The following is a 21,364-nucleotide window of genomic DNA, read 5'->3' as shown; positions in this document are numbered from 1 at the left end:
CACCTTTCACGCGACACCGTCCACGCGACGTCGCCCGAAGGGCACTGCGAGGAAAATCAGCAGCGCGGCAAGTACACCGTCAGCGAGATCGGCGATCGGGTGCGCGAGGCCGGGGTCGGCGGTGATCATGCCTGCCTGGGGTGGCAGCGGATAGGTCAGCACTCCGCCGGTCACCTGGGCCGTCAGTGCGACGCCGTCGAAACGCACAACGCCGTCGTGCCGCCAGCCAGTGCCTTCGGACACCACGAGCGTCCGGCCCGACGGCCCGGCGGGCACCGACGTCGTCGACCGGGCATGATCCGCGATCGACGGCAGAGCGAGCACCGACTGGCGGCCCTGTTCCACGAAGACCCTGCTCGGTGCGCCGAGGACAGCGCCGCCCGCAGCGACAGAGGGGTCGAGGCGCCATACCGATTGGTCGGGGTTGGCGGAGACCTGGGTCAGACCGGCGAGTTGCTGCAGTGCCGCGTTGATGGCGGCGTGGCTGCCGGGACCATCGACGACGACGAATCCGACTGCGACGTCGAGCAATTGGCGCCTGACAGTCGCGCTGGTGCCGCTGCCGGGGTGCAGGAGTCCGGTGACCGCAATGGCGGTGAGAGTGCCACCGGACGAGGCAGGGGCGGTGAGGCCGGGGTTGGGCAGCCCGCTTTCGCGACCAAGGAGTTGGTACGTGACGGCGTCGCGCGAGGACACCGTCAGGCGTAGCGCGCGCATGGCGTCGGGACCGCTCACCTGGTCGGCGACCAGACCCGGATAGGGCGCCGACGCGGCCCGCAGACCGGTGGGCGCAGCGGTCCACACGGCCACCCCCAGCACCGCCGCGAAGACGGCGCACGCGGCGGCCACCGCAGAGGTGAGGAGGTTCTTCGGCATACCGGGCCGCGAGGTGTGGTCGGCGCGGACCGAGCCGCGCACCGACAACAGGGCCGATCCGAGCAGCGCGGCGGCGAACAGGTCGATGCCGTAGCCCGCCCATGGCGTGCGAGCGCCCTCGGGCCAACCGGCCAGGCGCAGATGACCGGCTCCGAGTGCCGCGGCGAGGCCGACCAGCCCCAGAACGACGAGCGCGGACGACGCCTTGGCGAAACCGCGACGAACCAGTCCGAGGACACCGACGACCAACACCGGCACCGACACCCACGTGAGGTATGACGCAGGCCCACCGGGGTGCAGCAACGCGAATTGCCACGGCTGCGTGCCACGCACGACGTCGAGACCGCCGGGCCCCGCAAGCACCGCACGCCAGTCGTTGCGGAGAGCCCAGGTCCACGGCCACAGCAAGAGCCAGGGCAGCACCGCGACCGACAGCCCGCGCATCCGGGCCCAGCCGGGGCCGATCACCAGCAGGACGACCGCAACCAGCGTCGCTACGACGAGCAGTACCGGGGCGAAAGCACCCATCACCGCAGCTGCGATCGCGGTCGCGGCGGTGAGGCTGGTCGAGGCGTGGCGGCGGCCGATCGCCAGAACGCCTGCGAACACCAAGGGGAACAGAATGTGACCCACGACGGGGCCGAGTCGACCGGCACCGATCGCCGTGGTGAGTGTCGGAAGCGATGCCCAGGCCAGCGCCGCCGCGAAACGAGGCCAGGCAGCACGGGTCGCGACCCGGCCGGCACGGTAGGCCGCGATGCCCGACAGCGGCATCGCCAATAGCAGCAGCCACGCCACGACCGTGGCGGCGGAGGCTGATCCGTTGACGCCGGGCACCTGCTGGACCACCCACGCGAGCGGAGCGAGGACCACCAGGTATGGCGCGGGGTGGTTGCCGCCACCCAGCCCCGGCCCGGTCCACGCCTCGCGCCACATGCGCCATACGCCACCGGCATCGGTCGCGAACGGCTGCAACTGGCCGCCGGTGAGCCCGACTCCGGTGCCGCGCAGGGCACCGGAGGTCAGCAGGTGACGCCACTGCACTGCCGCCGCGGCGAGCAGCACGATGGTCAACCACAGCGCCGGGTGGCGCCACAGCGGAGTGCGGTGTCTGTCCGCCGGATCGTCGTCGGTGAAGGGCGCGACGGTCGCGGCGCCGGGTGCGCGGCCGAGGTCGTGCACCAGCGCATCCCAGGAGTCCCGCAACGCCGAGCGCCACGGGATGAACAGACCGCGCAGATTCCGTCGCCGGGTGCTCGCGCGTCCGAAGAACCGAGCCCGCGCACCGACGATCCGGGTGATCCCCAGCGGCGCTGTTGCCTGGGCGAACTCGGCGAGCGCCCGTCGCGGCCGTTTCATCAGCAGTGCGACGAGACCGAAGAACAAGCAGGAGATCAGGACCCACAGGGCCATGAAGGGCAGCCCGACGAGGGAACACCGGGCCAGGGCCACCTGCCGATTGCGCCGCAACGACAGCGGTGCGTCCGGTGTCGGCTGGTCGCGCTCGCCGGTGGCGTCGTTGCTGCGCTGCTGGACACGTGCCGACGGCACGACGATCACCTGGCGACCGGTCAGGTGGGCACGCCAGCACAGATCGAGGCCGTCACCGTCGCCGTCGAAGGCCGGGTCGAATCCGCCGAGCGTGGCCCAGGCATCACGGCGTACGAGCATGCCGGCGCTGCTGACTCCGAGCACGTCGCGGCGAGCGTCGTACTGCCCCTGGTCGGGTTCGAGATTGGCACGCAATCCGGGGAAACGCCCGGTACGGGTGAGTTCGAGACCGACGTTGACCAGGTGCCGCTCGTCGTCACTGTCGACCACCTTGCACCCGGCGATACCGATGCGGTCGCTGCGTTCGACCACCAGGGCGAGTTGTTCGAGAGCATCGGCGGCGGGAGCGGTGTCCTCGTGCAGGAGCCACAACCACTGGTCACGGTCGGTGGGGTGCACGGCGCGCTTGCGGGCGCGGCCGCGCGAACGCAACGCCACCACAGCGTCGTCGCCAGGTGCCGGCAGAGCGCTCACAGCAGTGTCGACGATCTCGGCGAAAGGTGCCCCGGGTGGAACGGTGACGACGGACAGGTCAGCGAATCGCCCTGCGAATTCGGGGATTTCGTGAAGCCGCGTAGGCAGGTCCCGCTCAGGGGTGCCGTCGACGATGACGACCCGGTCGGGCTGACGGGTCGAGTTGACCACAGCCTCGATGGTGCTGCTCAGACGGGGATGGTCGGCGTGCTGCACGATCAGGAATGCCGTGACGGACACCGTGCTGGAGGGCTCGTCGTCCGTCAGCAAACGCCCGGCGCGGTCGACCTCAACCTCATGCCGGGAAAGCCGGGCTGTCGACGCGGTCAGACCGCCCGCTTCTTGATCTTGCGGCGCTCGCGCTCGGAGAGACCACCCCAGATCCCGAAGCGCTCGTCGTGCGCCAACGCGTATTCAAGGCACTCGCCCTTGACCTCGCAGCCGACGCAGACCTTTTTGGCTTCGCGCGTGGATCCACCCTTTTCGGGGAAGAACGCTTCCGGATCGGTCTGGGCACACAGTGCGCGTTCCTGCCACGACAACGCACCGTCGTCTTCAACCTCTTCGTGCAAGGTCAAGAGAGTGAACTCCTGCACGGCTCCTCCTCCAGCAGTTGTAAACGACACCGGTGCAATTCTGGGGTCGCCCCGTCGATCCGTCAAGCGCCGGGCGTGGCGTACCTGAACCGGTCCAGCATCCGAATCACGTTCAGACAGGCGGATAATGGACGCATGCACCTGACTGCTCTGGCCGGTGGCGTCGGCGGCGCCCGCTTCATCCGCGGCTTGCTCCACCACCTTCGATCGCGTGACGACGGGCCTCACACGCTGACCATCATCGGCAACACGGGCGACGACATCACCCTCTTCGGCCTGCGCATCTGCCCTGATCTGGACACCCTGATGTACACCCTCGGCGGCGGGATTCACGAGGGTCAGGGCTGGGGGCGCGTCGACGAGAGTTTCACGATTCAGAAGGAGCTCGCGGCATACGGTGCGAGCCCTCAGTGGTTCGGGCTCGGCGACAAAGACTTCGGCACCCACATCGTCCGCAGCCAGTGGCTGGGGCAGGGGCAGACACTCAGCGAGGTCGTCGCGCGCCTTGCGCAGCGCTGGGGCCTGCCCGACCAGGGCGTGACGCTGCTACCGATGACCGACACCCCCGTCGAGACACATGTCGTGGTAGAGCAGGACGGCGAGCAGCGTGCGATCCACTTCCAGGAATGGTGGGTGCGTCACCAGGCGTCGATTCCGGCACAACGCTTCGTGGTCGCCGGCATGAATCACGCGACGGCTGCACCCGGAGTTCTGGATGCGATCCGTCAGGCGGACCTGGTGATCCTGCCGCCGAGCAATCCGGTCGTGTCGATCGGCATCGTCCTGTCGGTGCCGGGCGTACGCGAGGCGCTACGCGGCACGACTGCGCCCGTCATCGGCGTCTGCCCACTGGTGGGCGGGGCGCCGGTGCGCGGACATGCGGACGCCTGCCTCGACGCGATCGGCGTGCCGGTGACCCCGGACGGCGTCGCCGGGCTGTATGCCGACTTCCTCGACGGCTGGCTGGTCGACAAGGCCGACGAGTCGTCGGTCACGGCCTCCGATCTGGCCGTCCGCGCGGTGCCGTTGCTGATGTCCGACCTTGAGGCGACAGCCGACATGGCAAGCGCGGCCGTCGAACTCGGGCTCGAACTTCGCCGATGATCCAGATCGTCCCCGTCGCCGGAATCCCCGAGGTGACCGCCGGCGCCGACCTGCCGCGGCTGATCAGCGCATCTCTGCGAGCCGGTGGTGTGGCACTCGACGACGGCGACATCGTCGTGGTGACCAGCAAAATTGTCTCCAAAGCCCTTGGTTTGCAGGCGGATTCGAGTGACCGTGCCAACTTGGTGCTACAGGAGTCGTCTGCGGTCGTCAGCGAACGTATGACGCCGACCGCTCCCACCCGCATCGTCGCCAGCCTGGCTGGACCGGTGATGGCCGGAGCGGGCATCGACGCGTCGAACGCCGGTGACGACGCACTGCTGCTCCTGCCACGCGATCCCGACGCGGAGGCCGAGACGCTGCGCGCGGCATTGTGCAAGGAGTGGTCGTGCTCGGTCGGTGTCCTGCTCAGCGACACCTCGGGACGACCGTGGCGCGCGGGTGTGACCGACTTCGCGCTCGGCATCGCCGGCGTGGCGGCGGTGGAGGATCTGCGCGGTCACCCCGACTCGCTCGGTCGCGATCTGGCGGTCACGGTGCGCAATCTGGCCGACGAGATCTGCGCTGCTGCGGATCTGGCCAAAGGCAAGCTCAACCGCGTGCCGGTGGCCATCGTGCGCGGCCTGGCGGACCTCGTCGGCTCGACGCCACTGAGCGCCCGCGAGCTGGTGCGCACCGGACCCACCGACTGGTTCGGGCTGGGTCGGGCCGAAGCCGTGCGCGCGGCGCTCGGCGTCCTCCCCGGCAGCGACCTGGCGATGCAGGTCGGCATCGAGTCGGTGCTGCCGGAATCGGTCGAAGATCGAGCGTCCCGTGCACTGAGCGTGGCTCTGGTGTCCGAGGGCGACGATGCGATCTCGGTGTCGCTGTCGACCGGCGAGCGTGGCTGTTTCGCGGAAGCGGGGGCCGGTGACTGCGTCATACGTCTGCAGGCGGAGGATCCGGTGATCCTGGGCCGGGTCTGGGCGCGCGCGGAGGTGGCGCTGCACGGTGAACGCCTCGTGTGTCGTGCCGAACGCACCGCAGCCCACGAGGTGACGTTGGTCGTCAGCGCGGCAGGTGTGTCGGAATCGTGATGCGCGCGCCGCGACGCGCCGGACCAAGGCGTGACGCGGTGACGAGGTACTGCACGCGATAGCGGTGACCGGCATACGGGCGCAGGAGTTCTTCGAGTTGCAGGTCGTCGACAGCGGCGCCGGTGAGTGCGTGCCCGATGTCGGTCGCGACGTGGTAATCGCCGAAGCTGACCGCGTCGGCATCGCCCAGCGCCCGTTGCATCGTCTCGGCCGCCGTCCAGACGCCGATGCCAGGGATGGATCGCAAGCGTTGCCAAGCGGTTTCGCGCGGCAGATCGACGATTTCCGCCAGCCGAGGCGCTACCGACAGCGCCCGTTGGATCGTGTCGGATCGCTGTGCGTCGACACCCGCCCGCAGCCACTGCCACGAGGGGACGCGTCGCCACTGCTGCACGCTCGGCGGAACCAGCAGCCCGAGTGCAGCACCCGGCCCGGGCGCCGGCTCGCCATAGGTGCGCACCAGCGTGCGATAGGCACCGAACGCCTGCTTGCCGGTCACGCGCTGCTCGATGATCGCCGGCACAAGAGCCTCTATCACCAGGCGGGTGCGTCCGACCCGCCAGTGCTGGTGCCGGCGCGCCGGGTCACGCAACGTCGCGTGCTGGATGGCGAAGCCGGTCGGGTCGTCGGCCTCCCCGAGAAGTTGCCCGAGTCCGGCGAGCGCCCAGTCCCCGCCCGGACCCCAGGCCGTCGCTTCGACGCGGTCGCCGGTAGTGTCGGCGCTCCCCGGACGGCTGCGCTCACCCTCGACGTCGGTCCGCCGGGTCAGGCGCATCGTGACCGGGCCGTCGGGTGTCCGGCTGGCGCGCCAGAGAGATGCAGGGTCCTGACGCCAGGTGGGGTCACCGGCGCCCCGGCGCAGCGCTCCAAGGATCGCCCGCAGGGGAACTGGCCGGCCCGGGGCAAACTCGGCGCTCACGCCGCCGTCAGTCACCCGCGACTCCCCCGCAGCGTCGTGGTCGTCGCCACAGAGCTGCGGCAGCCGTCGGTCACCCGCGACCCCATACGGACACAGATCGCACCGGTCGCACCGCTCGAAGCCCGGTCTCTGCGGCCGACGGCAATGCACCATGCTCGGGCGTTCACCGGCGACGAAAAGTGAGCAACGCCAAGCCGATTCCGCCGGCACCTGTATCGGCGAGCTCGCGCAGTTTGCGCGAATCGTCGATACTCAGATCGCCCACGAGGCTCAAGCCCTGCTCGTCGACACGCGCGATGAGCGAGCGCAGATCCGCCATACTCATCCCCCCTGCGACGGCAGCATCAAGGCGAACGGTGATCGACACCAGGCCACCGGTGCGCAGTGCCGAACCAGCCCAGGCGAGGTCTTCGTCGACGGTGTCGACGACGGCGGAGTGCGGGTGGAGTCGTACGACGAAATCGACGGATCCGGCGTCGACGTCGGTGCCGACGACCTGCGGGCGCATCACGTCGCTGTGCACCGGTGCAAAACCGATCTTGGTCGCCCACTGGGAGAAGACCGACCGCTGACCGACGGCGTCGACGATCACCGAGCGGCGTCGACCGTCGTCGACGATCCGCAGCAGTGCGGCCAACGCCCCGAAGGACGCCCACGCGCTGGCGTCGTCGATCGTGCGCGGGAGGCCGAGTCGACGAGCCGCCTTGCGGGCCAGTCGGGCTTCGTCGCCGTCGACGAGCAGGGCCGTGGTGCGCACTCCGGCGAAGTCGGAGGCGCGCAGTGCGACGGTCTGCTCGGTGGGCCGCGGCAGCCTGGCAGCCGTCTCCCGTGCCGCCTGCCGAGCCTTGTCGACGGCCCGCTGGACCGTGGGCGAACCGGAGATCTTCTGCGCCGCTGCCGCGTTGACCTTCACCCCTGGACTCTAACCTCCGGCGCCGACAACCGCCGGGACAAAGCGATCGAACAGCGCCCGCTGGCGGCTGCCGAGGCCGGTCTCAAGATGTTCCAGTCCCGGGATCACCACGCGCTGTGCCGCCATCTTGTACAGCGCAGCGAGGTTGAGCAGGGCGGTGCTCGTCCCGCCGACTGCCCCTGATGCGCTGATGACACGTGGATCGAGCTCGGCTGCGAGCGGGCCGTCAATGACCTCCCACTCGGCATACCGCGCGGGGTCCTCACCCGGATGCGGACGTACGACGAGCCGCTTGCCCACTGCAGCGACATCGCCGGCGACGTCTCTGAGGTGCTGCAGGTAGGCATCCTGTGACAACACCCCGAGCTCGATCCACGGTGAGCTCAGGTAGACCACTCGGTCGTCTTCTGGGTCCGGCGTGGCACCGTCGCTGTGTCGGCGGAACTCCGCCGCGATGTCCGGTTGCAGCGACCACGCGTCGGTCTCGTCGTACATGGCCCAGCGGGTGGTGGTCAGGGTGTGTGCCGCGGTCTCGACGGCGACCGCGCGAACGCTGCGCCACGGCTCGGGGACGCCCTGCCTGCGCCACGCGTCGCGCCGAGTGCGCCAGTCGCCATACGTGCCGATGCCCTCATCGGTGACCACCGTCGTGATGGAGCGACGGATTCCGTTGCGCCGCATGGACACCCACGGTTTGATGCCAGGGGCTCCCACCGAGACATAGGTGAGATCGCCGGGTGCGTCATACGCCTCGGAGCCGGTGATCTCGAGCTCGAGCGCGCCGTCCTGCGGCAGGAAAGCGCGCACGTCGGATTCGGTCACGCTCGCCCGGCCGATGCTGCCGGAGGCACCGCCGACATAGCTCACCTGCAAAGACTCACCGGCCGTCAGCTGATGGCGAAGGTAGGCGGCGATGTGGATCAGGTGGGTGCGGCTACGCACGCCGGTGATGACGACGCGCATCAGATCACCGGCGGACGGCCGGCTTTGGTCAGGCGCGCCACGGTGCGCCACGACATCGGACGGCGCTCCCCCGCGTCGGTGCGCACGCCTTCGGCGAATCCCTTGAACCAGACGCGCAATGCGGCCTTGTCACGCACCCGTAGCAGGGTGACCGCCGTCCAGCTCCCGAGGTAGACCGGGATCAACGGCGCGGGCAGGTTGCGGCGGGCGACCCAGACCCGGTTGCGCGCGTTGGTGCGGTAGTAGATGGCGTGGCGCGCAGCCGCCGTCGCGGGGTGGTGCACCTCGACGGACGGGACGTACTCGATCCGCCAGCCTGCGTCGACCAGACGCCAGGCGAGGTCGATGCCCTCGTGCCCGAAGAAGAACTGACCCGGCCAGCCGCCGACCTGCTCGAACGCGGTCCGGCGGATCATGAAGACGGCCTCCCAGAACCACGTTGCGGGGCCGGCTTTGCCGCCGTCGCGGACGTCGAAACGCGGCACCCATCGCCGCGGCGCAGGTTTGCCCGTCGGGTCGGCGCCTCGCGGTTGGGCGACCGCGATCGCGTCATCGGAACGTATGACGTCCACGAGGCGCGCGAGCACGTCGGTGGTCGGCAGGAGTGCGTCGTCGTCGTAGAAGTAGATGAACTCGCCGCGACATTCGCGAGCGGCGACATTGCGGCCCTCGGGGATGCCGACGTTCTCGGGCAGGTGAACGGTGCGGACCCAGTCCGGCAAACCCGTTGGTTTCCAACCGTTTCCGACGACCACGACGTCGAGTTCGACGCCCTCTTGGGCGTGCAGCGTGCGTAGGGCTTCGGCGATCTCGACGGGCCGATCGCCCATGTGCAGCATTGCGACACCGACCCTGGGCAGGGCGACTGATGGCACCGACATACTCCTCGGCGGTTCGGGGGCGGGAGAAAACGTGAGGTCAAGGCTACGGTCCCTTGCCGAATGCGCCGACGCGGTGCTGGCGTCACACATCTGTCGTGCGGTCACCGGACCGCCTTAGGGTCGACGCATGCGCATCGACGACGTTCGCAGGGTGCGATTCGGCAGCTTCGTGCGGCCCGCGGAGGAGACCGGGTCGGGTGCTCCGCGGGTCGAGGAGGTGCTGGGGTACGTCGCCTCGACGCCGGCCGGGATCCTGCTGCTGGACACCGGTCTCGGAGACGCGGGCGTCGAGACGGATGAGTGGTACCGCCCCGTGCGGATCGGCATCGACGAGGCGCTTGCCTCGGTCGGGCTGCGCGTCGAGGACATCGACGTGGTCGTCAACTGCCACCTGCACTTCGATCACATTGGCGCGAACCCCGTCTTCGGCGGCGTGCCGATCCACTGTCAGCGCGTCGAACTCGACGCTGCGCAGGCACCGGACTACACCGCGACCGACCTGGTCGACTTTCCTCGGGCGAGGTACGAACTGCTCGACGGTGAGGCCGAGATCGCGCCCGGGGTGCACGTCATACCGACGCCCGGGCACGTCGACGGACACCAGTCTGTGGTGTTGGAGTGCGCGGACGGGTCGGTCGTGCTGGCGGGCCAGGCGCATGACACCGCGTCGGGTTGGTCGTCGGATCTGCTTGCGGCACAGGCACGTTCGCTGGGTCACGACGATCCCTTGCCACTGCCGAGCCCATGGATGGAGCGGCTGCTGCGGTTCGACCCACGACGGGTGGTCTTTGCACACGACTCTGCGGTGTGGGTGCCGTGACCGGCGTTCAGCCGTTCCGAGATGTATGCCGGGCGACGTCGTGACCCTCTGACGGGATGCGCGGAAACGCTGCGGCCGGTGCGGGATCCGTCCGCAACCGGCTCCACATCCGGGTGTCGTAGCGGACACCGTCATACTCGAGCTCGGCTCGCATGATCCCCTCCGGCGCGAAACCCGCGGCGCGAGCCACAGCACCTGACGCAGGATTGTCGAGTCGGTGGGCGAGCTTGAGGCGGAAGGCGTCCAGTTCCTCGAAGGCGAAGGCCGCCAAGGACGAGAGCGCGGTGCTGGCAAGCCCGCGACCGCGGCATTCCGCAGCGACCCAGTAGGAACACCAGCCGACCCGCATCCCGCGCATCCGGACCGCGACGTTGCCGGCGGGGATGTCGCGGAGACAGACGGCGAACTTCCAGTGACCACCGGCACCGTTGACAGTCCCGAGGAATTGTTCTTCCAGTTCGTCCAGCGCCGGGAGCTGCCGCAACAGGTCGGGTGAGGCATCGGCATACCGACGCACCAGATCTGCATCGTCGGTGACCTAGGGGCGGTACAGCGGAACAGCATCGGACATCGGCATGAGCCGATCATCACAGACGTATGCCGGGCAGCCGTGTTCTCTTATTCGACGCTCGACGCATGAGCGGGGAGGACCTCCAGGACACGGAACTGAGTCATCCAGGCGGCGAAAACCATTCGTCGAAAACGAGTTTCGGCGTTGCACATGTATGGGTCCCTGCTGTGTGGGAAGCGCTCGATGCGGTCGGCCGCGAACAACTGCCCCGAGGCCAGCACACGCTCCCACGCCCTGTCGTCATCCTGACTCCGCAGCAACGACCAGAAGCACTCCCACAACCCCGCGACCTCTCCACGCCGCCACGCCGTCGGGTGGCGCTCAGAGCAGGTCGGATCCGATGGGCTCTACGCATGACCCTCAGCAGCCGCCTTCACCTCAAGGCGCATGACCCACCGCCATTTGGCGATCTTCCGATCTCTGGTGAAACCGAACCCGGCGAACAGCGATTCGGGTCCTGTGTGAAAGTAGGCGCCCCGCTGAGGCGGCCGACCGTCCTGTTGTTCCGGATAAGCCTCCACGAGGCCGCCGCCCGCCGCCGCGATCTCGCGCAACGCGCCCGCGACGGCGGCGCGCGCCACGCCGTGGCCGCGATGCTTCGATCCGGTGAAGATGCAGCCGATGCGCCAGTCGGGAAGCTCGCGCAGCTCCCGCTGGTATGCCGCGGGGTTCTTCGTGAGAATCTCCGCAGGTGTGCCGAACTGACACCAGCCGACGCATACGTCCCCGTCATACACCAGCACCTGATGCACGCCGCCGCGAGAAACCAAGTCCTGTTTGGCAAGGCGATTCCGCTCCGGAGTGGGATGGTCGCCCCACTGTCCGACGTGCCGGCCCAAGCACCAACACCCGCCCCAGACACCGTTGTTCGCCTCTACAAGGGCTGCGAAATCGTCCCAGGTCGAGGAGTCGAGCAGACGGGTGCGGAGCGCCGCATCACTGACGGGCATGGTCGACACTCTAGATCCGGCTGCACCGTCGAGGGCGTCGCAGCTGTGATCCGGTGAGAGGTTCGCCGAGCGGCCAGCTGCCGCTAGCTGAGGTGCCGGAGATACCGCTGTGGCGCCTCGCGGAAGATGCGTCCGCGCCATACTCAACGCCCGCGAACGCCGAGCGGGCGCGTTGTGCGTGGATCAGTCTCCTGTGGTCCGACGCGGACAGAACCACCCGTCGGCCGCTCTCGGTCGCGATCTCCGCCTGAGGCGGGCCCGCGTCATACCGAGCCCTTGCTGAGGTCCTCCGGGGTGCGTGTGCAACTGCAGACGCGGCACCCGGATGGACCGTGCCAGCCGAAGTGATGTCCGCACGGGCAGGCTGGGGCGTTGCTCCGATGCGTGCTGCGTCACCGCCATTTCATGGTCGTTCGATCCTTACACCCTTACCTGCGGTCTGCCTGAATCAGCAACAGGATCAGCGTGATCCGAACCAGAACAAATGACGGGCAACTTCGATTCTCAGACTCAGGCACCGGTGGTGACACTCCGATCATGCACACGGACGACCCGGCCAGCGGGCGGAACGGGCAGCCGCCGACAACTCATGCGGGCATTCATCATCGGCGACATCATGTGCCTCGCATTCCTGCTCGAGATGGCCATCGCGCCACGGCCCTCCTGGTATGTCGAGGATGCCGCCATCGTGTACGCCGTGGGTCACGACGCTGCACTGGTCCTGTTGATCAACCCGGTCCGCGAGTTCATGCTGCAGCCCCGAGAGTGGCGGGTGGAGTCCACCTAGCCACTGTGGGATCAGGCCGACAAAGTGTTGTCCACAGCTGGATCCGTCTCTGCAGAGGCTGTCGGTGGTCGAATGTATGTTCGACTCATGAGCACAGCGATCGGTCAGTTGGCGATCGACGCGGCGAGCGCCGGCGTCGATCTGCTCGGGGTGTCCTCCCCCGCGCCGCTGGCATCTGCACGAGCCGCGAGCGCTCGTCTCGGCGATCGGCAGGTGCGCCATCTGCTGACTCAGGTGGGTCGGGCACGCGCCGCACTGGAGCAGGCGGAGGCCGCGCTGGTGGCCGAGGGCATCGGGCGCGGTTTGCCACGTGACGAAGGCCTGTCGTCGGTCGACTGGATCCGAACCCACGAAGGTGCCTGCGCGGCGCCACCCGAGCCAGCGCATGCGGCAAGACTTGCACGGTTCGCCGAGATCCCGAACCGCCGAGGCGATGTCTGCGAGCGCGTGCTGTCGGCCTTCGCGTCCGGCGAGTTGTCCGCGCGCAAGACCGACCAGATCCTGAAATTCATCGACGAAGCCGCCCCTGTCGCTGACGAGGACGAACTCATCGGCATCATCGACACGCTTGTGACGAGCAGTGGCGACGGATCGGTGCCGGGAGTGCGGACGCCCGTTGACGACGAAGATCCGTTGCCAGCACATGCCGAGGAGCGTGCCGGGGACCGTGCAGACGATCCCAGCGAGGTCGGCGATGAGTCGTATGGCGCTGACCCATCGGGCGAAGCGAGCGATGAATCAGACACAGACGCGTCGGGCGAGCTGACAGACACCGAGCAGTCATCTGCGAACAGGCCAAGCTCGTGGGGTCTGCTCCCCCGTGAGCTCGCAGCCGCGATCCGTTTCGCACTCCGCCTGATCAAGCCGGACAAGCAGCTGCACGACGAAGAGCGCGAGGCACGACGCGGCTGTGGTGTCTTCCGCGGACCCGGCCCGGGCAAACTGATCGAATACCGCGTGCTGGCGGACGCCGAAGGTTCCGCGATTCTGGATGCCGCGCTCGACGCACTCTCCCAACCGGTCAAGGGCCCCGAGGGGCAGCCAGATCCACGTCTTCCGTCCCGGCGTCGGTATGACGCGCTGATCGACCTCGTGCAGCGCGCTGTCGCAGCGGGAGGGTCAGCACCTCGCACGCACAAAGCACAGGTTGTCGTGACGACGACGCTGACATCGCTGCTGGCAAAGACCGCGGGCGCCGGCGTCACCATGAACAACGAGGTGCTCAGCCCCGCTGCCGTCCGCCGGTTGGCATGTGATGCCCAGATCATCCCGATGGTGCTCGGCGGCGAGGGTGAGATTCTCGACGTCGGACGATCAGTCCGTCTGTTCAGCGGCGCGCAGCGCGTCGCGCTCTGGCATCGAGACCGCGGATGCACCTATCCGGGCTGCACCGTCCCGGCAATGTGGTGCGACGCCCACCACGTCGTGCATTGGGCCGACGGCGGTGCGACCGACCTCGACAACGCTGCGCTGCTGTGCCGGCGACATCACACGCTGGTTCATGACCAGCAGCACACGGCGACAGTGACTCCCACCGGAGTTTCATGGCTTCTGCCCCGGTTCCTCGCTGCCAGTTGACCGGGACATGTATGTCGCTGAACACATCTTGGCGCGATCTGCCATTTCATCGTCAGCGACCACGGACTGTCGTTACGTGTTGGCGTCATCGTCTTGGTCGGGCGCCCGGTCCTTGCGTGCCCACGCCCGTCGCTTGCCCTTGCGCGTGGTCATGCGTAGCTGGCACCCCCTCGCGCTGCCCCGGCATGATCATGCACAGCTGGCACCCCGTCACCCTGCCCCGGCGCCCGGTCATTGCATGGCTGGCTCTCCTCCGCCCTGCCCCGGCGCCCGGTCATTGCATGGCTGGCTCTCCTTCGCCCTGCCCCGGCGCCCGGTCATTGCATGGCAGTGCCCCGTCGTCCCATGTCAGACCGCAACACACGAGCACGTCGCCGACGACGACTTGCGCCATCACGACGCGCCTGACGAAAGCTGCGGGCACTTCGAGGTTCGGCCAGTTCAACCACGAAAGGACCGGCAGATTCAGCAGCTTGGCGGCCACCTCACACCGCGTCCAGCGTGGCCACACCTCATCCGGATCGTCGCATCGAAGGCGCCGCGCCAACGCCGGGGACACCGGCTGTAGCGCGATCTCGGCATCGATTGCCGCCGAAACACCTTGCGGCACAACCGGATTCCATGCCACTGCACGACCGTCAGCGACGTACGACCGCACCGCATCCGGAATCGAGCGCACGAGGTCGCGATCACCGACCAACAGAAAATCGGCAACGGCATACGTCGAGATCAGGTCCTGCAGGCACGCGTGAGCTCCATCGAGCCCGGTCACCGGCGGCTGCGCTTCGGCGTCCTGCCGCACACATTGCTTCGGTGCCAACCCACGGGTTGCGCCGACGACACGCTCGGGTGCCGGCCCGTGAGCGACACCGAACTCAGGTCCGGATATCGACCACCGGGTCGTACCGAACTCAGGTCTGGATGTCGACCCTGGCGTCATACCGAACTCAGATCGAGCCGCCGCCGTCGATGGTGATGACCTGGCCGTTGAGATTGGTGTTGTCGAACAGCAGCGACCCGACGACGGGCGCGATGTTCTCCGGAGTGACCAGCCGACCCGACGGCGTGCGCCGGCTAATCGTCGACAACTGCTCGGTGCCGAGCACCGACGACATCTCGGACGCGAAGAAGCCGGGCGCCACCGAGTTCACCATGAAGCGTCCGTGCATCTCGCGCGCGAGAGTCCGCATCGCCGAATCCAGACCGCCCTTGGTGGCGGAGTACGCGACGAGGCCCGAGTAGCCACGCTGCGCGCACACAGATGTGATCATCACGATCCGTCCGCGCCCGGCCTTGGCCATCGCGTGGCGCAGGAACGCCCGCGTCAACACGAGCGGCGCGGTCAGATTCGTCGAGACGATCTGTGCGATGCGCTCCGGCGACGTGTGCAGATGCATCGAATCCTGGCCGATGGCAGCATTGTTGACCAGCGAGTCGATCGGGCCGAGCTCCGCCGACGCCGCCTTGATGAACGCCTTGACCGCCGCCTCATCGGTGATGTCGGCAGCGCCGATGAACAGCCGCCCGTCACTTTCGTCGGCGAGCGCCTGCAGTTCAGGCGTGATGGACCGCGAGAACGTGGCGATCTTGGCTCCACGACGGAGCGTGTCGCGCACGAGTTCGAGCCCGAGGCCGCGGGAGCCACCGGTGATCAACACGCACGAAGCGGCCGGGATCGCCACGGGGCCGGCAGCAGTGGCGACATCCGCAGCACTGCCGGAGGCAGCACTACCGGAGGCAGCACCGTCAGCAACACCGCTGCCGGCGCCGCCAGTGACCGCGACGGCGCCGCCCGCCGACGTCGCTGCGCCGTCTGACGCCTCCGCCGCGGGTGTGGTCACAGACTCAGACATCGCTCTTCAACGTCTCCTTGATCGGGATTTCGGTCAGCACACGCAACCGGCGTGGCACGGAGTAGTCCGGCAGCCGCTCAGCGCACCAGGCGATGAGGTCGGCATCTGTGGTGGTCTCGCCTGGCACAAGGACCACCTCACCGGCCACCACCTGGCCGACGAGCGGCGCACGCCGCCCGCGCACCGCCGCCCACGCGACGGCAGGGTGATCCAGCAGCACCGCCCGCACCTTCGCAGCCGACGCCTTCGAACCCCCAACGTTGATCTCGTCAGACGCGAGTCGCCCGGTGATCAGCACGCGACCGTCGACGATGTCGACACGGTCGCCGGTGCGGATGCCTTCCGCCATACCTTCGGCGGCCTTCGGCGAGGCGATCACGAGTTCACCGTCGACGACGCTCAGCGCGGGTCGACCAGGCGTCTCGCGGCCAAGCCACGCCTCGGGGAATCCTGCGAGCCCGTCGTGCACGACGATGGCCGCACCGGCCTCGGACGAGGCGTAGATCCACGAGATGCGCGCGGTCGGGAAGACCTCCCGCAAGCGGTCCAGGATCGCCTGGTCGACGGGCTCGCCGCCGAGGGTGATCTGCTCCAACGGCAGCTGCGCGACGACATCGCCGGCCCGCCACAGAGCCTGCCGCCAGAACGTCGGAGTGCCGGACGCCGCCGTGACGCCGTGCTTCAGCGCGAGCGCCGGCCACGAGTCCAGCTGTGAGGGCTCCACGAAGACGACATCCTGGCCGGGCATCGCCAGCGACATCGTGACGACCTGCCACCACGCGTACGCACCGGTCGCATAAGGGCACAGCCAGACCCGGCTGGGTTGTGAACCGCCCACCGTCGTCAGCGAATCCAATGTGTGCGCAACCTGTTTCGGCCGGCCCGTCGAACCGCTCGTAAGCAGCCAGATGCGACCCGGATCGGCAGGCCGCGACGTCGTCGCTGCTTCGACCTCGTCACCGCGCACCACGGCAAAGCCGTCGGCACGCAGCTGTGTGGCGCGTTCGTCGTCGATCCGGGATGCCGCAACGACCAACGTCTCGCGATCGCCCGCGGTCGCGTGGAGCAAGACGGCGCGCGCGGCTTCGGTGTTGTCCTGCACCAGGTATGCCGCGGGGCTCGGTGCCGACGCGCCGACTTCTGCATCGGACGCTGCCGCAGCACCCGTTGCGTCCGTGTCCGACCCGACCGCTCCAGTCACCGCCGGATCGACGATCAGCCCGGCCCAGGTCCCGGCATACGTCGCGGTGACGATGCGGTTGCCGGCACCAGCTGGCAAGGTCACGCCGACTGCAGCTGATCGATGAAATCCAGGACGTCGCTGACCGTCTCGATCGAGCGAAGCTCGGGCGCATCGAAGTTGAGCTCGGTGTCGAGTTCGTCCTCGACCCGCAGCGCCAGCTCGGAGAAGTCAAGGGAACGGAATCCGATCGAGTCCAACCGGGTGGTGTCGTCGGCGGGCAACTGCTTGCCCTGCGCAGTCAGCACCTCACCCATCATCGTGCGCACCTGGTCACGGCTCAGCGTGGACATCAATCCTCCGTCGTTGTTGGTCGAGCGGCCCTTATTATTCGGGCAGGGCATTCATCAAGCAAAGCTGGAACGCGGTGACCGGCGAGGAATGACACCCGTTCCTGCATCGCGAAGCGCCCCGATTGTATCGAGCCTGTCGGCCGTCGCCTCGCACCGAATTGCCAGCACTCAGCCCGCAGGAACCCAGCCCGCACGACGCTTTCCCGCACCAACCGCTCGCCGACCGCACCAACCGCTCGCCGACCGCATCCACCACCCGCCACCGCTACGACCACCGGAGCCGACCATGCTGCGTGCCGCCACCGACGCCGACAAAGAAAACGTGCGCGTATGGCGCAACCACCCGACCGTCCGGGCGGTGTCGCTGACCCGCGACGAGATCTCCCCCGAGCAGCACGAGGCGTACTGGCAATCCCTGCGCGACAACCCGACGCGCAAGGTATTCATCTTCGAGCGAGCCGGCGTGGCCGCTGGTGTCGTGACGTTCTTCGACATCGACCAGTCGTCGCGGTCGGCCATGTGGGGTTACTACCTCGACAACGCAGGTCTCGAAGCCCGCGGCGAACTGCTGCCCGCCTGGATCAAGATCCAGCGCGAGGCGGTGAGGTTCGCGTTCGGCGAACTGGGCCTGGACACCCTCGACGGCGAGGTGCTCGACGCCAACGAGGCGGTGCGCCGGATGAACACCCGCAACGGCTTCGAGGAGATCGGCACCGAGGAGCGCGTCATCGACGGGACACCGACGGTGGTGCACACCATTCGCCGGGTTCGTCAGCCGGGTGACTGAGACGCACCATCGCTGCAGCGGGGACACCGACGGTGGTGCACACCATTCGCCGGGTTCGTCGGCCGGGTGACTGAGACGCACCATCGCTGCAGCGGGGACACCGACACGCGACAGCGCGCTGGCTCGGCCGACACCGGCCTCACCCGCACCACCGGCGATTAGGCTGCCACGCGTGTCAGAGAGCGGTGCCGACCACATGCCCGAAGTTCGCCTGATCGGCGGCGAGATGCCGAACTGGTCCGACCAGCCGCGCGGACTCGGTGTCCTCGAACCGTTCCTGCGTGACACGCTGGCGGACGCCTCCGGGTCCGTCCTGCTGATCGGTGCCAGCGCCGTTGCCTTGGCCACGGCGTGCCCTGCCGCGACCGTCGTGGTCCGCGGCACCACCGACGCAGCCCGCGTGCAGGCGGAGGTGGCCACCGCCGACGTCTGCTGCGGAGGACTCGACCGTCTTCCGGAATCCGTGGTCGCCGACACCGTCATACTGCTCGACGGGCCAGGCGAGGTTCTCACACCGGACTCACCCGGCACATCGCACGTCGACGTGGTGACGATGGCGCAGCAGCATGTGGCACCCGGTGGCCGGCTCCTCGCACGTGTCGCGAGCGCGCTGAGCCCGTCGGCGGCCGACACCGGCTCACGACGACTTGCCGGCAACGAGAAGTGGTGGACCGGCACCAGCGGATACGACACACGCCCACCAGTGCTCAGCGAATTGCCATGGCCTCCGACGCATTTCATCATCGAAGCGGTCGGCGTCCCGACCCTCGTGGCCGAGCTCGAGACCGTGCGCACACTGGCCGGCCGTGCCGCCATCAGCACGACACTGTCGTGTTACCCAGCGCTGACCACGGCGTTGGACGCGCAGGTGCTGGAACACCTCGCCGACGGCTGGCTGGTCGTGCTGGGCGCGCCACTTGCGCCGTCCGCCCCGATCCGGAGCGACGCGATCGGCGGCACCGACCAACTGACCCCGGGCCAAGCGACCGGATCGTCTCTGGAGGCGCTGCTGCTGAGCGCACTGCGGTGCGGCCAGCAGGTCGAGTTGCGCCGACTGCTCACCAGGTATGCCGCATGGGTGGCCTCGCTCACCGCCGATGACCAGGTGGCGGCGGTCCCCCGCCATACGGTGCTCGGCGCTGACGGTCTCTGGCTCGTCGCACCCGCGCCCGACCGATCGGCCGGCGCGCAGCCTCCGGTCCGCGAGCCGGATGTCGCCGTCGCGCACGGTCTCCTTGATCTTGCACACGCCGCCGTCGACCACCAAGGCGGTGGCATGCAGTTCCCGCCGGAACGATCGGCCACCGACCTCGCGCGCGATCTCGGCGCCCTCATCGACCTGCCGGAAGCGGTGTGGCACGCCGCCGAGGCGCTGCGCGAGCGCACCGACCTGCCGGGCCGGCGCGTCCGGCGTGACGCCATCGGCGGTACCGCCAGCGGCCGCGACGCCGGCGGCACTGACAGCCAGGGCGATGCCACGATCCGGATCACCGAACTGACCGACGCCCTGCGCGACCGTGACACCCAGATCACCGATCTGCGAAACACCGTCAATCGGCAGACCCGACGGGTCCGGGCTCTCGAGCACGCGATCGCCACCGAGCACGGCCCGAGGGCGCGGCGGGCGTTGTTCCTCATGACCGCACCGACCCAGCGGATCGTCGAGGCGGCGCGTTCGCGGCTCCGCCGATGAGGCCGCATGCGCGCGGCGCCAGACACCCGGCCGGCGCGGATGCCGGCGAGTCACTTGTCGAGCGTGCGGCGACTGTGTCGGCAAGCTCGCCGACACAGCACCCGTGCCCCGGCGCGGCATCGTTACCTGAAAACTAGCTGTTGTAATGTTGACGCCTGTCGGGCCAGTTCCCGCGCCGCAACAACGACCAGATTCGCTCACGGAGGCTTGATGCTGCGCCAGCCGCCGTTGCATACGCAGCAGGTCGTGATGGTCCCGCGCAATCGGCCGCAGATCTCGCCGAATTCTTGTATCGCCGGTCGGTTACCACCGTGCCGACGCGACTGCCTGCGGGGTCGCCGCACCACGATCTCGCCAACGATCCGCCGTAGGAGGCATGCGCATGACTGAGATCCAGATCGGCAAGCACCGGATCGGCCCGGCCCACGAGCCGTTCATCATCGCCGAGGTGTCCGGCAACCACGACGGTTCGCTGGACAAGGCGCTGGACATCGTCCGGATGGTCGCCGATGCGGGAGCGCATGCCGTGAAGCTCCAGACCTACAAGCCCGAGACGATCACCATCGACTCCGACGCGCCGGATTTCCGGCTGTCCGACGGCCACGAGTTGTGGGGCGGCCGTACCCTCTGGGACCTCTACACCGAGGCGCACACGCCCTGGGAATGGCACGCGCCGATCTTCGAACTCGCCGCATCCCTCGGACTTGTCTGCTTCTCCTCACCGTTCGACCCGACGGCGGTCGACCTGCTGGAGTCGCTGAACACTCCGGCATACAAGATCGCCAGCTCCGAGATCGTCGATCTGCCGCTGATCCGTCTCGCCGCGTCCAAGGGCAAGCCGATCATCATCTCGACCGGTATGGCGTCCGTCGGCGAGATCCACGCGGCCGTCGAAGCAGCGCGATCGACCGGCAACGAGCAGATCGTCGTACTGGCATGCACCGCGAACTACCCCGCGGATCCAGCGGATTCGAACCTTCGTGGCATCCCGGTGATGGCCGACACCTTCGGCACCCTGGTCGGTTACTCCGACCACACGATCGGTGTCGGCGCGCCGATCGCCGCGGTCGCTCTCGGCGCCTGCGTCGTCGAGAAGCACGTCACGCTGTCGCGTGAGGGCGGTGGCGTGGACTCCTCCTTCTCCAGCGAACCCGACGAGTTGCGCATCCTGGTCTCGCAGTCCAAGGTCGCCTGGCAGTGCCTCGGCCGCCCGCGCATCGGCGCGCGCGCCCAGGAAGCCGAGGGCCTGCGCTTCCGCCGCTCGCTGTATGTCGTGGCCGACGTGCGCGCCGGCGACAAGGTCACCGCAGACAACGTCCGCTCGATCCGTCCCGCCGGTGGTCTGCCGACCGACCTGTTCAGCACGGTCGAGGGCCGCACCTTCCAGCAGGACACGCCCCGCGGCACCGCTTTGTCCTGGGACCTGATCTGAGCCGGTC

The 21,364-nt window shown here is 68.5% G+C and carries 20 protein-coding genes; 8 read left to right on the top strand and 12 right to left on the bottom strand.

The features are described 5' to 3' along the window. Positions 1-6 precede the first annotated feature (6 nt). Both BKA23_RS04545 and BKA23_RS04540 read right to left on the bottom strand, forming a co-directional pair. Positions 7-3,171 (bottom strand): glycosyltransferase, encoded by a 3,165-nt coding sequence (locus BKA23_RS04545; RefSeq protein ID WP_211841593.1) that lies wholly within the window; start codon positions 3,169-3,171, stop codon positions 7-9. A 56-nt stretch (positions 3,172-3,227) separates the two neighbouring features. After that, a complete protein-coding gene (locus tag BKA23_RS04540) occupies positions 3,228-3,497 on the bottom strand; it encodes a WhiB family transcriptional regulator (RefSeq protein WP_211841592.1) in 270 nt (89 codons plus the stop codon). A 135-nt stretch (positions 3,498-3,632) separates the two neighbouring features. Here BKA23_RS04540 and cofD point away from each other — a divergent pair, with 135 nt between their 5' ends. Both cofD and cofE read left to right on the top strand, forming a co-directional pair. Beyond that, complete coding sequence (gene cofD / locus BKA23_RS04535; RefSeq protein WP_145225885.1) at positions 3,633-4,601, top strand: 2-phospho-L-lactate transferase; 969 nt, start codon at positions 3,633-3,635, stop codon at positions 4,599-4,601. Further along, positions 4,598-5,677, top strand: a complete 1,080-nt coding sequence (gene cofE, locus BKA23_RS04530) for a coenzyme F420-0:L-glutamate ligase (RefSeq protein WP_145225884.1) — start codon at positions 4,598-4,600, stop codon at positions 5,675-5,677. Before cofD ends, cofE begins: the two co-directional genes overlap by 4 nt. On the opposite strand, the gene BKA23_RS04525 is transcribed toward cofE, so the two are convergent. From BKA23_RS04525 to BKA23_RS04510, 4 genes are all read right to left on the bottom strand, one after another. Continuing rightward, a complete protein-coding gene (locus tag BKA23_RS04525) occupies positions 5,649-6,611 on the bottom strand; it encodes a DNA-3-methyladenine glycosylase family protein (RefSeq protein ID WP_211841591.1) in 963 nt (320 codons plus the stop codon). The genes cofE and BKA23_RS04525 overlap by 29 nt on opposite strands. Before the next feature lie 148 nt (positions 6,612-6,759). Beyond that, on the bottom strand, positions 6,760-7,509 hold the full coding sequence (locus tag BKA23_RS04520; protein WP_145225882.1) for a hypothetical protein: 750 nt from the start codon (positions 7,507-7,509) through the stop codon (positions 6,760-6,762). Positions 7,510-7,518: 9 nt separating this feature from the next. Beyond that, a complete protein-coding gene (locus tag BKA23_RS04515; RefSeq protein WP_145225880.1) occupies positions 7,519-8,472 on the bottom strand; it encodes a hypothetical protein in 954 nt (317 codons plus the stop codon). Beyond that, positions 8,472-9,353, bottom strand: coding sequence for a glycosyltransferase family 2 protein (locus BKA23_RS04510; RefSeq protein ID WP_145225878.1), 882 nt, complete (start codon positions 9,351-9,353; stop codon positions 8,472-8,474). The genes BKA23_RS04515 and BKA23_RS04510 overlap by 1 nt, the downstream gene beginning before the upstream one ends. Positions 9,354-9,480: 127 nt before the next feature. On the opposite strand from BKA23_RS04510, the gene BKA23_RS04505 reads away from it, so the two are divergent. Then, positions 9,481-10,173 (top strand): N-acyl homoserine lactonase family protein, encoded by a 693-nt coding sequence (locus tag BKA23_RS04505; protein ID WP_145225876.1) that lies wholly within the window; start codon positions 9,481-9,483, stop codon positions 10,171-10,173. A gap of 7 nt (positions 10,174-10,180) precedes the next feature. Here BKA23_RS04505 and BKA23_RS04500 read toward each other — a convergent pair whose 3' ends face one another. Next, the gene (locus BKA23_RS04500) at positions 10,181-10,690 is read right to left on the bottom strand and encodes a GNAT family N-acetyltransferase (protein ID WP_211841590.1); all 510 of its coding nucleotides are present in this window, start codon (positions 10,688-10,690) and stop codon (positions 10,181-10,183) included. A gap of 401 nt (positions 10,691-11,091) precedes the next feature. Next, the gene (locus BKA23_RS04495) at positions 11,092-11,694 is read right to left on the bottom strand and encodes a GNAT family N-acetyltransferase (protein WP_145225872.1); all 603 of its coding nucleotides are present in this window, start codon (positions 11,692-11,694) and stop codon (positions 11,092-11,094) included. Positions 11,695-12,283: 589 nt separating this feature from the next. Here BKA23_RS04495 and BKA23_RS04490 point away from each other — a divergent pair. Further along, complete coding sequence (locus BKA23_RS04490) at positions 12,284-12,481, top strand: hypothetical protein (protein WP_145225869.1); 198 nt, start codon at positions 12,284-12,286, stop codon at positions 12,479-12,481. A gap of 87 nt (positions 12,482-12,568) precedes the next feature. Next, the gene (locus tag BKA23_RS04485; protein ID WP_170226371.1) at positions 12,569-14,059 is read left to right on the top strand and encodes an HNH endonuclease signature motif containing protein; all 1,491 of its coding nucleotides are present in this window, start codon (positions 12,569-12,571) and stop codon (positions 14,057-14,059) included. Positions 14,060-14,333: 274 nt separating this feature from the next. Here BKA23_RS04485 and BKA23_RS04480 read toward each other — a convergent pair whose 3' ends face one another. The 4 genes from BKA23_RS04480 to BKA23_RS04465 form a co-directional block, all read right to left on the bottom strand. Beyond that, positions 14,334-14,831, bottom strand: a complete 498-nt coding sequence (locus BKA23_RS04480) for a hypothetical protein (protein ID WP_145225865.1) — start codon at positions 14,829-14,831, stop codon at positions 14,334-14,336. A gap of 175 nt (positions 14,832-15,006) precedes the next feature. Continuing rightward, positions 15,007-15,912, bottom strand: a complete 906-nt coding sequence (locus BKA23_RS04475; RefSeq protein ID WP_145225863.1) for an SDR family NAD(P)-dependent oxidoreductase — start codon at positions 15,910-15,912, stop codon at positions 15,007-15,009. Beyond that, complete coding sequence (locus tag BKA23_RS04470) at positions 15,905-17,197, bottom strand: AMP-binding protein (RefSeq protein WP_246104448.1); 1,293 nt, start codon at positions 17,195-17,197, stop codon at positions 15,905-15,907. The genes BKA23_RS04475 and BKA23_RS04470 overlap by 8 nt, the downstream gene beginning before the upstream one ends. Beyond that, on the bottom strand, positions 17,194-17,445 hold the full coding sequence (locus tag BKA23_RS04465) for an acyl carrier protein (protein ID WP_145225861.1): 252 nt from the start codon (positions 17,443-17,445) through the stop codon (positions 17,194-17,196). Before BKA23_RS04465 ends, BKA23_RS04470 begins: the two co-directional genes overlap by 4 nt. Before the next feature lie 286 nt (positions 17,446-17,731). Here BKA23_RS04465 and pseH point away from each other — a divergent pair, with 286 nt between their 5' ends. The 3 genes from pseH (at position 17,732) to pseI (ending at position 21,357) form a co-directional block, all read left to right on the top strand. Continuing rightward, positions 17,732-18,232 (top strand): UDP-4-amino-4,6-dideoxy-N-acetyl-beta-L-altrosamine N-acetyltransferase, encoded by a 501-nt coding sequence (pseH, locus tag BKA23_RS04460; RefSeq protein ID WP_145225859.1) that lies wholly within the window; start codon positions 17,732-17,734, stop codon positions 18,230-18,232. Between the two features lie 196 nt (positions 18,233-18,428). Further along, entirely contained in the window at positions 18,429-19,925 is a 1,497-nt protein-coding gene (locus BKA23_RS04455) for a hypothetical protein (RefSeq protein WP_145225857.1), read from the top strand. Positions 19,926-20,307: 382 nt separating this feature from the next. After that, positions 20,308-21,357, top strand: a complete 1,050-nt coding sequence (gene pseI, locus BKA23_RS04450) for a pseudaminic acid synthase (RefSeq protein WP_145225855.1) — start codon at positions 20,308-20,310, stop codon at positions 21,355-21,357. Positions 21,358-21,364: the final 7 nt, after the last annotated feature.

This window comes from Rudaeicoccus suwonensis (assembly GCF_007829035.1).
GTDB classification, from domain to species: domain Bacteria; phylum Actinomycetota; class Actinomycetes; order Actinomycetales; family Dermatophilaceae; genus Rudaeicoccus; species Rudaeicoccus suwonensis.
The sequence above is the reverse complement of the archived record's forward strand: the minus strand, read 5'-3'. Positions and strand labels throughout refer to the sequence as shown.